At 73.1% G+C, this 14,150-nt stretch carries 12 protein-coding genes; 3 read left to right on the forward strand and 9 right to left on the reverse strand.

Features of this window, described 5'->3' with window-relative positions; genetic code table 11:
- Window positions 1-24 precede the first annotated feature (24 nt).
- From ACF073_RS34745 to ACF073_RS34755, 3 genes are read left to right on the forward strand one after another with little or no spacing between them, the layout of a single operon-like run.
- A complete protein-coding gene (locus tag ACF073_RS34745) occupies window positions 25-1,455 on the forward strand; it encodes a S8/S53 family peptidase (RefSeq protein WP_392075461.1) in 1,431 nt (476 codons plus the stop codon).
- Window positions 1,452-2,090: an RNA polymerase sigma factor gene (locus tag ACF073_RS34750; RefSeq protein ID WP_392075462.1), complete on the forward strand. Its 639-nt coding sequence runs from the start codon at window positions 1,452-1,454 to the stop codon at window positions 2,088-2,090. The genes ACF073_RS34745 and ACF073_RS34750 overlap by 4 nt, the downstream gene beginning before the upstream one ends.
- Window positions 2,087-2,575 carry a hypothetical protein gene (locus tag ACF073_RS34755; protein WP_392075463.1) on the forward strand — a complete coding sequence of 163 codons (489 nt, stop codon included), beginning with the start codon at window positions 2,087-2,089 and terminating at the stop codon, window positions 2,573-2,575. The genes ACF073_RS34750 and ACF073_RS34755 overlap by 4 nt, the downstream gene beginning before the upstream one ends.
- A 45-nt stretch (window positions 2,576-2,620) precedes the next feature.
- On the opposite strand, the gene ACF073_RS34760 is transcribed toward ACF073_RS34755, so the two are convergent.
- The 9 genes from ACF073_RS34760 to ACF073_RS34800 form a co-directional block, all read right to left on the reverse strand.
- A complete protein-coding gene (locus tag ACF073_RS34760; RefSeq protein ID WP_392075464.1) occupies window positions 2,621-3,412 on the reverse strand; it encodes an N-formylglutamate amidohydrolase in 792 nt (263 codons plus the stop codon).
- A 79-nt stretch (window positions 3,413-3,491) separates the two neighbouring features.
- Complete coding sequence (locus ACF073_RS34765; RefSeq protein ID WP_392075465.1) at window positions 3,492-4,631, reverse strand: homoserine O-acetyltransferase; 1,140 nt, start codon at window positions 4,629-4,631, stop codon at window positions 3,492-3,494.
- Window positions 4,632-5,951, reverse strand: coding sequence for a bifunctional o-acetylhomoserine/o-acetylserine sulfhydrylase (locus tag ACF073_RS34770; protein WP_392075466.1), 1,320 nt, complete (start codon window positions 5,949-5,951; stop codon window positions 4,632-4,634).
- A 196-nt stretch (window positions 5,952-6,147) separates the two neighbouring features.
- Complete coding sequence (locus ACF073_RS34775; protein WP_392075467.1) at window positions 6,148-8,367, reverse strand: NADP-dependent isocitrate dehydrogenase; 2,220 nt, start codon at window positions 8,365-8,367, stop codon at window positions 6,148-6,150.
- A gap of 224 nt (window positions 8,368-8,591) precedes the next feature.
- Window positions 8,592-9,254: a hypothetical protein gene (locus ACF073_RS34780; RefSeq protein ID WP_392075468.1), complete on the reverse strand. Its 663-nt coding sequence runs from the start codon at window positions 9,252-9,254 to the stop codon at window positions 8,592-8,594.
- A gap of 117 nt (window positions 9,255-9,371) precedes the next feature.
- On the reverse strand, window positions 9,372-9,692 hold the full coding sequence (locus tag ACF073_RS34785; protein ID WP_392075469.1) for a hypothetical protein: 321 nt from the start codon (window positions 9,690-9,692) through the stop codon (window positions 9,372-9,374).
- A gap of 167 nt (window positions 9,693-9,859) precedes the next feature.
- A complete protein-coding gene (locus ACF073_RS34790; RefSeq protein WP_392075470.1) occupies window positions 9,860-10,951 on the reverse strand; it encodes a mechanosensitive ion channel family protein in 1,092 nt (363 codons plus the stop codon).
- A 187-nt stretch (window positions 10,952-11,138) separates the two neighbouring features.
- Window positions 11,139-12,677 (reverse strand): amino acid permease, encoded by a 1,539-nt coding sequence (locus ACF073_RS34795; RefSeq protein ID WP_392075471.1) that lies wholly within the window; start codon window positions 12,675-12,677, stop codon window positions 11,139-11,141.
- A gap of 230 nt (window positions 12,678-12,907) precedes the next feature.
- Complete coding sequence (locus ACF073_RS34800; protein ID WP_392075473.1) at window positions 12,908-13,894, reverse strand: hypothetical protein; 987 nt, start codon at window positions 13,892-13,894, stop codon at window positions 12,908-12,910.
- Window positions 13,895-14,150: the final 256 nt, after the last annotated feature.

A 14,150-nucleotide genomic window follows, 5' to 3' on the forward strand; every position in this document is an offset into this window, starting at 1 on the left:
CCGTCTTGAGGGGGAGGACGCCACATGGCACCACAGCGATTCCACGAGCAGTTCCATCACATCCAACGCTCCCTGCCCGACGTCCCGTTGACCATGGGACCGGACGACTCCGCCGGGCTGCTCTACGAGAAGGGCGTCGTCCTCGTCCGGGACGGCGAGGAGGCCGGATTCGTCGAGCACACCGTGCGCGCCCACTTCACCGAGACCGCCGGTCTCGTCCCCGACCACGTGGCCCGGGTCGGCCCGCAGGCCGGACGCACCGGTGTCACCCGCATCCGGGTCGGCGACCCGGCGGAGGGCGAGGACTCGGTGCCGCACGCCCTGCGTGCCGTACGGGAGGCCGAGGCCCGCCAGGGGCGCCGGCTCGCCGGCCGCAACCACGTGGTGCACATCGCCCCGGTCAACGCCTGTCCCGGCGACGAGCCGGTGCCCGTTCCGCGCACCGAGCCGGCCAACCCCGCCGCCGCCGAGGGGCGTTACGACCCGACGACCGCGGTCGGCGTCCTGGTGGTCGACACCGGCCTGATGCACGACCACCGCTCCTACCCGCTGCTCGCCCACACCACGGGCGACGCCCAGCTGACCGAGACCGACGGGGACGGCGTGCTCCGCCAGTACGTCGGACACGGCACGTTCATCGCCGGGATCCTCGCCGCCGTCGCGCCCAACACCGACATCACCGTCCGGGGCACGCTCAACGACGCCGGTGCCGTGCTGGAGTCCGAGTTCGGCGCCCTGCTCTTCGAAGCGGTCGACCGGGACGGCTGGCCCGACATCATCAGCCTCTCCGCGGGCTCGCCCGGCGCGGACACCGACGGCCTGATCGGTCTGGACGCGTTCATGCGCGAACTGCGCGACCAGCGCACCCTGCTGGTGGCCGCCGCCGGCAACAACGGCTGCGACACCCCGTTCTGGCCCGCCGCCTACGCGGCCCTGCCCGAGTACGCCGACAGCGTGCTGTCGGTCGGCGCCCTCCGCATGGACGGCGAGTCCGGTGCCTGCTTCACCAACCACGGCCCCTGGGTGCGCGTCCACGCCCCCGGCGAGCGCCTCACCAGCGCCCTCACCGGCTTCACCACCCCCGTGCCGTACATCTACCAGCACTCCACCTTCGACGCCTGCCGGTTCGGCCACGCCGACTACGCCTGCACCTGCCAGTACCCACGCCACACCGGTGTGCTGAGCGAGGGCCGGGAGAGCACCGGCGGCAAGCCGGACCAGGTGATGTTCGAGGGCCTCGCGCAGTGGAGCGGCACCTCGTTCGCCACCCCGGTGGTCGCGGGGCTCGTCGCCGCCAGGATGGCGGCGTACCGGGAGCGCGACCCGCGCGCGGCCGGTGCCGCGCTGCTCGCGGCCACCACGGACCGGGCCGAGGTGCGCGGGGAGCGGGTCCGCGCGCTGCGCCCGCCCACCTGGCGTCCCGTCCCGGCCATGCTCCCGGCGCTGCCCGCATGAGGTCCGGAACCCTCCCCTCCACGGCGTACGATGACGTTCCGTACACAAGGGGTGGAGCCGTGGACCGAACAGAGGTCGGCGCGTTGGTCCAGTCCGCCGTCGACGGGGACGCCGCGGCCTGGAAGGCGCTGGTGGAGGGGATGAGCCCGCTGGTCTGGTCGGTGGTGCGCGCCCACCGGCTGTCGGACGCCGACGGGCACGAGGTCTTCCAGACCACCTGGTTCCGCTTCGCCCAGCACCTGGGCCGCATACGGGAACCCGACAAGGCAGGTGCCTGGCTGGCCAGCACGGCCCGGCACGAGTGCCTGAAGGTGCTCAAGAGCCTGACGCGGCTGACCCTGACCGATGATCCGCGGGTGCTGGACCGGGCCAGCGAGGACCGGACGCCGGAGGAGTCGCTCATCGACTCGGAGGAGGCGGCGGACCGGGCCGAGCGGGTCCGCCGCCTGTGGCAGGAGCTGGACGGACTGGGCGAGCGCTGCCGGCAGTTGCTGCGCGTGCTGATGTCCTCGCCGCCGCCCAGCTACGGAGAGATCTCGGCCGCCCTCGGTATCGCGGTCGGCAGCATCGGTCCGCTGCGCCAGCGCTGTCTGCGCCGGCTGCGGGCCCGGATGGACGCGCGGGGTGCGGTGTGAACGGCGACGACGACAAGCGGACCGGCCGGGAAGCCGGCATCGACGCGGACGCGTTCGCGGACGCGCTGCTGGAGGAGGAACTGCGACAGGCCGCCGCCGTCCTGGACCCGGTCCCGGCCGAGCTGCTCCAGACGGCCCTCGACGCCTTCGCGTTGCACGACCTGGACGCCCGGCTCGCCGAGCTGACCTTCGACTCGCTGGTGGACGCGCAGCCGGTCAGGGGGGTCCTGGACGTGCCGCGCATGCTGACCTTCCGCGCGGGCGAGACGACCGTCGACGTGGAGGTCACCGTGGACGGGCTGATCGGCCAGGTGCTGCCGCCGCAGTCGGCGCGCATCGAGGTGCTCGGCGGTCCGGGGGCCGCCCACCCGGTCGCCGCCGACACCCTCGGCAGGTTCACCAGTGACACACCGCCCGCCGGCCCGTTCGCACTGCGGCTGCGGACCGGCGCCGAGGTGATCGTCACCGAGTGGCTGCGGGCCTGAGAGCGCCCGCCGGGCCGGCGGGCGGGTCGCGCACCCGCCCGCCGGCTACAGGGCGTCGACCAGCGCGGCCAGCGCGCTCGCCAGCCCGCCGAGCCCCGGCCCGGCGGGGCCGCCCGGCTCGCTCATATAGGTGTCCCGCCGGATCTCCACCATCAGCGCGTGGACCCGCACGTCGGTGCCGTAGAACTCCAGCGGCACGTACGTCCCGGCGAACGGGCTGTCCAGTCCCGTCTCCCCGAACCCGGCGAACGCCTTGCGGGCGGCCTCGGCCAGCTCCGGCGGGGTGTGGAAGGCGTCCGTGCCCAGGCAGACCGGCGGGCGCGGCCCGGACCCGTGCAGCTCGTAGGGGAGCGGCTCGGTGGGATAGGAGTGCACGTCGATGACGACGGCCCGCCCGGTGGCGGCCAGCCGGCCGGCCACCGCCTCCGTCATGGCCGCCGCGTACGGCCGGAAGTAACGGGCCAGCAGCGGCTCCGGGTCGGTCCCGGCGGGCCGCAGCACCTCCCGGTGCGTGGTCCGCGTGTACACGGCGCCCATGCCGACGGCCGTCATCTCCTCCCGCTCGTCGGGGAACCGCTCGGGGTCCACGACGAGCCGGGACAGCCCGTTCACGAACCGCCACGGTCTGAGCCCGGCCAGCGAGGCGGCCCGCTCGGCGAGTTCGGCGGTGTGCGCGTCCGTGATGTGGTCGAGTTCCCGCGCCAGCTCCGCTTCGGGCAGCACGATGCCCTCGCGCACCTCGCGCGGTACGGCCCGTGCCGAGTGCGGCACATGGAGCAGCACCGGCGACTCGGCGGCGCCGGGCAGGAGTTCGAAGGCGGGCGCTGACCGGGTCACGGGCTGCTCCAGGGGTGTTGTCAGTGGTGGGGTGCAGGATCAAGGTGTCACACGGCACTGACAACAGGGGGGTCCGTGTTCAGCCCAGCAACTCCCGCACCAGCGCGCCGACCTGCTCCGTCTCGATCAGGAACCCGTCGTGTCCGTACGGCGACTCCACCGTACGCGGCCGGTCCGCGCCCGGGATCAGGGCGGCCAGCTCCCGCTGCTGGTCCGGCGGGTAGAGCCGGTCGGAGTCGACCCCGGCCACCAGGGTGCGCGCGGTCACCCGGGCGAGAGCGGCCCGTGTCCCGCCCCGGCCCCGCCCGGCGTCGTGGGCGTTCATCGCCTCGGTGAGGACGACGTAACTGGCCGCGTCGAAGCGGCGTATCAGCTTGGCGGCGTGATGGTCGAGATAGGACTCCACCCGGTACCGGCCGCCGCGCCACGGGTCCTGCGCGTCCTGCGGGAGCCGGCCGAAGCGGGCCTGCAGCTCGGGCTCGCTGCGGTAGGTGACATGGGCGAGCCGGCGGGCCAGGCCGAGACCGGTGTGCGGTCCGTGTCCTGTGTCGTGGTAGTCGCCGCCCCGCCAGTGCGGATCTCCGCGGATCGCGTGCAACTGGATGCCGGCCCAGGCGATCTGCTCCGCGCTGGCCGCCGCCGTCGTCGCGAGCAGCAGCAGGGCGTCGGTGCGCTCCGGGCGCGACACCGCCCACTCCAGCGCCCGCATCCCGCCCATCGAGCCCCCGAGGACCAGCGCCCACCGGCCGATGCCGAGCGCGTCCGCGAGCCCGGCCTCCGCCGAGACCTGGTCGCGCTGGGTGAGGAACGGGAAGGCACCGCCCCAGGCCCGGCGGCCGTCCGGGCGGGCGGCGGCCGGACCGGTACTGCCCTGGCAGCCGCCGAGGACGTTCGGCGCGACGACGAACCAGCGGTCCGTGTCCAGCGCCCGCCCCGGGCCGATCAGCGCGTCCCACCAGCCCGGGGTGGGGTGTCCCGGCCCGGCGGGCCCGGCCGCGTGGCTGTCCCCGGTGAGCGCGTGCAGCACCAGCACGGCGTTCGACGCGTCCGGCGCGAGCCGCCCCCAGGTCTCGAACGCCAGGCGCACACCGGGAAGTTCGCCCCCCGACTCCAGGGGCAGCGGCTGCTCGGCGGCGTACCACCGGCGCCGTCCGGGCGGGTCCCCCTCCCGCCAGGCCCCGGTGGCAGGCGGCACCCCGGCGGTGGCGCCCGCGCCCACCTACGCGCCCTTGGCCGCGCGGAAGCCGGCCTCCAGGTCCGCCTTGAGGTCGGCGAGGCTCTCGATGCCGACCGACAGCCGCACCAGGCCCGGGGTGGTGCCGGTCGCCGCCGCCTGCTCCTCGGTGAGCTGGCTGTGCGTGGTGGACGCCGGGTGGATGATCAGGCTGCGGACGTCACCGATGTTGGCGAGATGGCTGAACAGCTCGACGGCGTCCACGAACCGCTTGCCCGCCTCCACCCCGCCGCGCAGCTCGAAGGAGACGATCGCTCCGGCGCCGCGCGGCAGATACCGCCGGCCCCTCTCGTACCAGCGGCTGGAGGGGAGGCCGGGGTAGTGGACGGCGGCGACCTCGTCGCGCCGCTCCAGCCACTCGGCGAGGGCCTGCGCGTTCGCGGAGTGCCGCTCGATCCGCAGGCTCAGCGTCTCCACGCCCTGGAGCAGCAGGAACGCCGAGTGCGGGGCGAGCGCCGGCCCGAGGTCGCGCAGCAGCTGCACCCGCAGTTTCACCGCGAACGCGCCGGGGCCGAGCGCCGGCCAGTACCGCAGGCCGTGGTAGCTGGGGTCGGGCTCGCTGAAGTCGGCGAAGCGCTCGGGGTGCGCGCCGAAGTCGAAGGTGCCGCCGTCCACCACCACGCCGGCGATCGCGGTGCCGTGCCCGCCGAGGAACTTGGTCGCCGAGTGCACGACGATGTCGGCGCCGTGCTCAAGGGGCCGCAGCAGATACGGCGTCGGCACGGTGTTGTCCACGATCAGCGGCACTCCGGCCGCGTGCGCCACGTCGGCGACCCTCCGCACGTCGAGGACGTCGCCGCGCGGGTTGCCGAGCGACTCGGCGAACAGGGCCTTGGTGTTCGGCCGGACCGCCGCCCGCCAGGCCGCCGGGTCGTCGGGGTCGTCCACGAAGGACACCTCGATGCCCAGCCTGGGCAGCGTGTGCCGGAACAGGTTGTACGTGCCGCCGTACAGGGAGGTGCTGGAGACGATGTGGTCCCCGGCCCCGGCCAGGGTCAGGATCGCCAGTGTCTCCGCCGCCTGCCCGGAGGCGACGGCCACCGCCGCGACACCGCCCTCGAGGGCGGCGATCCGCTGCTCGAACACGTCCGTCGTGGGGTTGTGGATGCGGGTGTAGATGTTGCCGGGCTCGGCGAGCGAGAACAGGTCGGCCGCGTGCCGGGTGTCCCGGAAGACGAAGGACGTCGTCTGGTAGACCGGCGTGGCCCGGGCACCGGTCGCCGGGTCGGGGGCGGCCCCGGCGTGGATCTGCCGCGTCTCGAAGGACCAGCCTGCGCTGTCGGGGGTGTCGGGCTGCGTGCTCATGGTGCTCCTCGTGCGGGGAGGGCGCTGATGTGCGACGAGGTAAGCACGCGGGCACACGGCCGGACAGGCTTGCGCGGAAGGTGACATGAGGACGTCACACACGACATGCCGCCGTAACGGTGCCGGGACACGGCTCCGCCCCGGCCGGGTGGTGCCGGCCGGGGCGGAGGCTTCGCGAACCGTCAGACGGCGGGCGTCAGTTCAGGGACGCCAGGGCCTCGTTCCAGGTGGCCGACGGGCGCATGACCGCGTCCGCCTTGGCCGCGTCGACCTGGTAGTAGCCGCCGATGTCGGCCGGCTTGCCCTGGACGGCGATCAGCTCGTCCACGATCGCCGTCTCGTTGGCGGCGAGGGCCTCGGCGAACGGCGCGAACGCCTTGGCGAGGTCGGCGTCGTCGGTCTGCTTGGCCAGCTCCTGCGCCCAGTACAGGGAGAGGTAGAAGTGGCTGCCGCGGTTGTCGATGCCGCCGACGCGCCGGGTCGGGGACTTGTCCTCGTTGAGGAAGGTCGCCGTGGCGCGGTCCAGGGTGTCGGCGAGGACCTTGGCGCGGGTGTTGCCGGTGACCGTCGCGTACTGCTCCAGGGACGGGACGAGCGCGAAGAACTCACCGAGGGAGTCCCAGCGCAGGTAGTCCTCCTTGACCAGCTGCTGGACGTGCTTCGGCGCGGAGCCGCCGGCGCCCGTCTCGAACAGGCCGCCGCCCGCCATCAGCGGGACGACCGACAGCATCTTGGCGCTGGTGCCCAGCTCCAGGATCGGGAAGAGGTCGGTCAGGTAGTCGCGCAGGACGTTGCCGGTGACCGAGATGGTGTTCTCGCCGCGGCGGATGCGCTCCACCGACAGCTTGGTGGCCTCGACCGGCGAGAGGACCTTGATGTCCAGGCCCTCGGTGTCGTGCTCCGCCAGGTACTGCTCGACCTTGGCGATCAGCTGCGCGTCGTGGGCACGGCCCTCGTCCAGCCAGAACACGGCCGGGTCGCCGGTGGCGCGGGCGCGGGTGACGGCCAGCTTGACCCAGTCGCGGATCGGCGCGTCCTTGGTCTGGCAGGCGCGGAAGATGTCGCCCGCGGAGACGGCCTGCTCGATCACGGCGTTGCCGGCCGCGTCGACCAGCCGGACCGTGCCGGTGACCGCGATCTCGAAGGTCTTGTCGTGGGAGCCGTACTCCTCGGCCTTCTGCGCCATCAGACCGACGTTCGGGACCGAGCCCATGGTGGACGGGTCGTAGGCGCCGTTGGCCCGGCAGTCCTCGATGACCGCCTGGTAGACACCCGCGTAGGAGGAGTCCGGGATCACGGCGAGGGTGTCGTGCTCCTGGCCGTCCGGGCCCCACATGTGGCCGGAGGTGCGGATCATCGCCGGCATGGAGGCGTCGATGATGACGTCCGACGGCACGTGCAGGTTGGTGATGCCCTTGTCGGAGTCGACCATGGCGAGGGTCGGGCCCTCGGCGATCTCCGCGTCGAAGGACGCCTTGATCTCGGCGCCCTCGGGCAGGTTCTCCAGGCCCTTGAGGATGCCGCCGAGGCCGTCGTTCGGGGTGAGGCCGGCCGCGGCGAAGGTCTCGGCGTACTTCGCGAACGTCTTCGGGAAGAACGCGCGCACCACGTGACCGAAGATGATCGGGTCGGAGACCTTCATCATCGTGGCCTTCAGGTGCACGGAGAACAGGACGCCCTCCTCCTTGGCCCGGGCGATCTGCGCGGTCAGGAACTCGCGCAGGGCGGCCGTGCGCAGCACGGAGGCGTCGACGACCTCGCCGGCCAGGACCGGTACGGACTCGCGCAGCACGGTGGTGGAGCCGTCGTCACCGACCAGCTCGATGCGCAGCGCGCCGTCCTCGGCGATGGTCACGGACTTCTCGGTGGAGCGGAAGTCGTTCTCACCCATGGTGGCCACGTCGGTCTTGGACTCGGTGGTCCAGGCGCCCATGCGGTGCGGGTGGGTCTTGGCGTAGTTCTTCACCGAGGCCGGGGCGCGGCGGTCGGAGTTGCCCTCGCGCAGGACCGGGTTGACGGCCGAGCCCTTGATCTTGTCGTAGCGGGCGCGGATCTCGCGCTCCTCGTCGGTCTTCGGGTCGTCCGGGTAGGCCGGCAGCGCGTAGCCCTTGTCCTGCAGCTCGGCGATGGCGGCCTTCAGCTGCGGGATGGACGCCGAGATGTTCGGCAGCTTGATGATGTTGGCCGCGGGGGTCTTGGCCAGCTCGCCCAGCTCGGTCAGCGCGTCGGGGATGCGCTGGTCCTCGTTCAGGTACTCCGGGAAGACGGCGATGATGCGCCCGGCCAGCGAGATGTCGCGGGTCTCCACGGGCACACCGGCCTGCGAGGCATACGCCTTGATCACCGGCAGGAACGAGTGCGTCGCCAGGGCCGGGGCCTCGTCTGTGTAGGTGTAGATGATGGTCGAGTCAGTCACCGGGTGCTCCGCTCCACGTCTGCAACATTGCTCGACATCAAGATATCTCGTGATCGGGGTGGGCTCGACAGGGGTCCTGGCCGGAAAAGATGCCGTCCGCCCGCACCCGTGCGATCAGGGGGCGTGCCGTGTCCGCTATGCACGCATGTTCGATACGGGCTTCCGCGGGGCGAGGTCCGCCAGCGGCCCCAGGTGTTCCGGGGCGACCTCGGCGATCTCCTGGATCAGCTGGTCCCAGGGGCCCAGGGGCCCAGGGACAGCGCCTGGGCCAGCAGCCCGCGCCCCTCGGGTACGGCGCCGAGCGACCGGACGGCCGCCGCGAGGGCCCTGCTCCGGTTCAGGGGATCGGTGACGGTGCAGGCCAGGGCACCCGCCGGTGCCCGCGCACCCGCCCGGCACAGCTCCGCGACGAGCTCCGGTACCGCCCGATCCCGGACGGCGGGGCGGATGATCGCGTCGAGCAGCTCCACGGCACGGGCGTCGTCGCCGGCCGCCGCCGTACCCGCGGCGATGAACCCGAGGCCGCGCCCGGCCATGGCCGGGTCGTCGGTCTCCGCGGCGATCCGTGTGGCGCGCTCCAGGTCCCCCTGTGTCGCCAGTCCCTCCACGACCGAGCTCAGGAACTCGGGGACCATGTCCGCGAGGAACTCGGGGACCATGTCCGCCGGCAGGCTCCCGAGCAGCCCCAGGGCCGCGTCGGGCTCTCCCGCGGCGAGGAAGGCGCCGGCCGCGCTGTACCGCCGCCAGCTCGGGCGGGACGGACTGTCCGAGGCGAGCGCGAGGCCGAGGATCTCCGCCGCCAGTTCCGCCGCCCGGCCTCGTCCAGCTGGCGGCAGAGGAGCGCGTCCCCCTCGTCCGCACACCCCGTGCGGTGCGCCCTCGGCCACGCGGGTGAGGTCCAGCAGGCGCCCGTAGCCGCCGGGTGCCGCCTCGGCGACCTCCCGCGCACGGCGGGCGACACGGGATCCCTCGGCCGTACGCCCCGCCTCGCCCAGGGCCCGCCGCTACCGCTGCCGGACGCAGGTGTTCGCGGTACCGCCGTCCGCCCGCGCGTCACCGGTGTCGCCTACGGACACCGGGCCGAGCGCGGCGGCCGGTCCGGAGGAGAGCAGACCGGTGTTCGCGTCCCCGCGCCCCTTCGACGTCGCCCTCCCCGTCCGCGCCACCCGTACGGCGGCGGCCGGGGCCAGCACGGCGTACACGCCGGCTCCCAGGGCGGCCACACCGGCCAGGGCGGAGACCACACCGGCCACCTGATCCGCCCGGTCCCAGCTCAGGAACGACAGCACACCGGCGAACACCGCGATCGCCAGGTCGGCCGCCACCAGGACGGCTCGTCGGCCACCGCTCGCCCCAGCCCCCTCGCACACCGCGGCGGGCGCCTCGCCACCGCCTGCGCGACGCGCCCGCCCTCACGCTCTGCCGAGCCGACCTTAGGGCGGGACCGGGCTCCTTCCCCGCCGATAGCGGGACACCGCCCCCGCGTCCGCCCCTAGTCGCCCAGGGAGGGTTCGGACAGCGCGTCCTGGCCGGTCCGCTGCTGCGGAATCACCACCGTGCCCTGCTGTAGGGCCACCGTGCGGGTGGGGGCCGGGATGCGGATGCCCTCCTCGCGGTAGCGGCGGTGCAGGCGCTTGATGAACTCGTGCTTGATCCGGTACTGGTCGCTGAACTCGCCCACGCCGAGGATCACCGTGAAACCGATCCGGGAGTCGCCGAAGGTGTGGAAGCGGATGGCGGGCTCGTGGTCGGGCATGGCGCCCGTGACGTCCGTCATGACCTGCGTGACCACCTCGGCGGTCACCCGCTCGACGTGCTCCAGGTCCGCGTCGTAGCTCACCCCCACCTGCACCAGGACGGTCAGCTCCTGCTCGGGGCGCGTGTAGTTGGTCATGTTGGCCTTGGCCAGCTGGCCGTTGGGGATGACCACCAGGTTGTTGGAGAGCTGGCGGACCGTGGTCTGACGCCAGTTGATGTCCACGACATAGCCCTCCTCGCCGCTGCTGAGCCGGATGTAGTCGCCCGGCTGGACGGTCTTGGAGGCGAGGATGTGGATGCCCGCGAAGAGATTGGCCAGCGTGTCCTGGAGGGCCAGGGCGACGGCGAGGCCGCCGACACCCAGGGCGGTGAGCAGCGGCGCTATCGAGATGCCGAGGGTCTGCAGGACCACCAGGAAGCCGATCGCCAGGACCAGGACCCGGGTGATGTTGACGAAGATGGTCGCCGAGCCCGCCACTCCCGAGCGGGACTGGGTGACCGAGCGGACCAGACCGGCGATCACCCGGGCGGCGGAGAACGTCACCACGATGATCAGCCAGACCTGGAGCACCTGGTGGGTGTGGTGCTGCACGCTTCTGGTGAGCGGCAGCACGGCCGCCGCCACCGCCGCGCCGCCCGCGATCGCCGCCCAGGGCACGACCGAGCGCAGCGCGTCCACGATGACGTCGTCGCCGCTCCAGCGGGTCCGCTTGGCGTGCTTGGCCAGCCAGCGCAGCAGGGTGCGCGACATGAAGGCGAGCACCAGGCCGGCACCCAGGGCGATGCCGGCGAGGACGAGGTCGTCCAGGGTCAGCGCGCGGTTCACCGGTCACCTCCGGGGCGCACGGCCTCTGCGGAGGACGGGTTGTGCAGTCTCGTCACGGTTCACCTGCTCGAAGTCCGGGAAGTGCGACCGCGCCGGCCCCGGAACTCCGGTGACCGGCGCGCTCGTTCATCCTGCCGTATCCGGCACACCAGTTCGTACCAGGACCGGCGCTCTTCGGCCGGACGGCTCAGACGATGCCCTCGGCGAGTTCCGCCTGGTCGCGGTCGCTGCCGTAGGCGGCGGTGGTGGGCGTGCCGTACGACCTGCGGGCGACGTACCACCAGACGCTGGCGAGGATCAGGACCACGGCGAGGGCGACGGAGGCGTAGTTCATCGTGTCGACCGTGACCGGCGACGCCTGCGGCAGGCAGAACAGGATCGTCACGCACGCCACCCAGACGACCGCGATCCAGCCGATCGGCTTGCTCCAGCGGCCCAGGTGCCAGGGCCCGCGCTGGAAGCGGTCGCCCGCGCGCAGCCGCAGGAACACCGGGATCGCGTAGGCCGGGGTGATGCCGATGACGTTGATGGCGGTCACCGCGTTGTACGCCGTCGCCGAGTAGAGCGACGGCAGGGCGAGGACCCCGGCGACGACCACGGACAGCCAGACGGCGGCGACCGGGGTCTGGGTGCGCTCGCTGACCTTGCGCCACAGGTGCGAGCCGGGCAGCGCGCCGTCCCGGCTGAACGCGAACACCATCCGGCTGGCGGCGGCGACTTCGGCGTTCCCGCAGAACAGCTGGGCGACGATGACGACGAGGAGCAGCGCGCTCGCGCCGTCGGTGCCGAGGCCGTCGAGCAGGATCTGGGCGGGCGGCACCCCGGTGTCGGTGGCGCGGGTGGCGTCGTAGTCCTGGATGGCGAAGGTCAGACCGGCCAGCAGCGCGAAGCCGGCGAGCCAGGACACCCAGATGGCGCGGACGATGCCGCGCGACGCGGCCACGGAGGCGTGCGAGGTCTCCTCCGACAGGTGGGCGGAGGCGTCGTAGCCGGAGAAGGTGTACTGGGCGAGGAGCAGGCCGATCGCGGCGACGTAGAGCGGGTTGTCCCAGCCGGTCTCGTTGACGAACTTGGTGAACACGAAGGACGGCGACTGGTGGTGGTCCGGGAAGATCGCCAGCGCGCCCACGATCAGCGCGACGCCCGCCAGGTGCCACCACACGCTGATCGAGTTGAGCACGCTGACCAGGCGCACACCGAACAGGTTCAGCGTCGCGTGCAGCAGCAGGATGACGCAGAAGATCAGCATGGTCTTGCCGGGCGTCGGCTCGAAGCCCCACTGGAGGTTGGCGAACGCGCCGGTGAACAGGGCGGCGCCGTAGTCGATGCCGGCGATCGCGCCGAGCAGGCCGAGCAGGTTCAGCCAGCCGGTGTACCAGCCCCAGCGCCGGCCGCCCAGCCGGTCGGCCATGTAGTACAGGGCGCCCGAGGTCGGATAGGCGCTGGTGACCTCGGCGAGCGCCAGGCCGACGCACAGCACGAACAGGCCGACGCCGGCCCAGCCCCACAGCATCACGGCGGGACCGCCGGTGTTCAGGCCGAAGCCGTACAGGGTCATGCAGCCGGACAGGATCGAGATCACCGAGAAGCTGATCGCGAAGTTGCCGAAGCCGCCCATGCGGCGGGCCAGCACCGGCCGGTAGCCGAGTTCGCGCAGGCGCTGCTCCTCGTCCTGCTGCGGCAGCCCGGGGGAGGGGGCGGACGAGGGATCGGGGGTGGGGGACACGCGGAGACCTCCGGAGATCAACAGTTTCGAACGGGCACGTTCAGGGCGGTGCTGAGGAGCGTTCAAAGGGGTGGTGCGGAGGAGCGTTCACAGGGTGGTGCGGGGGAGCGGTCGAGCGGGTGTGGTGCGGGGGTGCGGTCGAGCGGGTGTGGTGCGGCGGAGTGTACGAGGGGCGGGCGTGGCGGTCCCGGGCCGGCGTCCGGGACTTCGCGCGCGCGGTGTCCGGTACGTCAGGGGCGGGAACCGTCCGCCGTGCCCCGGCAGCGGTCCCGGGCCTGGACGAAGACCTCCACGGCACGGTCCCGGTCCGGGGTGCGGTACATCCAGGGCGGCGGCGTGAAGTACGGCCCGATCGCCTCGAACACCCGGGCCGCGTCCGGGAACTGGAGGCAGCCCCACAGGGCGTGCGCCAGATGGTTCAGGTCCGGCAGCGCGCGCTCGACGGGCCGCGTCCGCTCGAACCAGGAGTCCAGCGCGCGCCGCGCCTCGCGGGCCGCCTCCTCCGCCACCCAGTGCAGGTCCAGCGCCGCGTCGTGCCCGCTGTCCCGGCGGTAGCGCTCGACCCGGACGTACAGCGGCAGCAGATGCAGCGCCGAGCCGGGCGGGGCCTGCCCCGCCGCCCACTGGGCGTACCCGGACGCCTCCGCGAGCCGGCCGGAACCGCCACGCGCGTAGAGGAACTGCAGCATCCGGTGATGGGCCTCGCGGTTGAACGGGTCGCGCCTTCCGGCCTCGGCCAGCAGCCCCCAGGGGCCCGGCGGAAGCATCGGCTCCGGCGCCGCGGTCCGGTGCTCGTCCCAGCGCTGCTCCGGATCCAGCTGGGCCAGCGCCAGCAGACACACCCAGGGCACCGGGTCCCGCGGGGCGGTGACGGTGGCCGACTGGGCGGCGTCCCACGCCTCGATCCACAGCTCATGGGTGCGGCGGTGCTGCTCCCGCCGGGCCCGCAGCGCCCGTTCCACGGCGACCCGGGCGTGCATCACCGTCGCGTGGACGCTGCCCGGCTCCTCGGCGAGCCAGGCGCGCACCACGTCGGTGCCGGCCGCGGCGGTGGCCAGGACCTGGGTGCGCTGGGTCCACTGCCACCACTCGACGGTCTCGGCGAGCAGTGTGCGCATGGCCATCCAGCGGCCCGTACGCAGGTCCTGGAGGGCGGCGCGCAGCGCGTGGTCGGGGCCGGCGGGGTCGTAGGAGGGGCGGGCTCCTTCTCTGGCCATCAGCCGCCGTCCCTCTGCCACGGGGGCACGGGCGAGGTGGCGGGGTGACGATGCAACAGCCCTCCCCTGGGCGGTGATGAAGATGTTCTCCTGCGGTCGGCGGTCACTATAGAGGTGGAGGTTCCGCCGTACCATTGTTGCCAAGTCAACCATCCCGCAAGCCAAGTTGGCCGCGGGGGCCGGTTCGGGCGGCGGACACCGCAAGACCTTGACGCCGGACCCGCCGCGGCGGCAGGCTGGCGCGGTGATCTTCAGG

The sequence above is a fragment of the Streptomyces sp. NPDC015171 genome, from assembly GCF_043079545.1.
GTDB lineage: Bacteria > Actinomycetota > Actinomycetes > Streptomycetales > Streptomycetaceae > Streptomyces.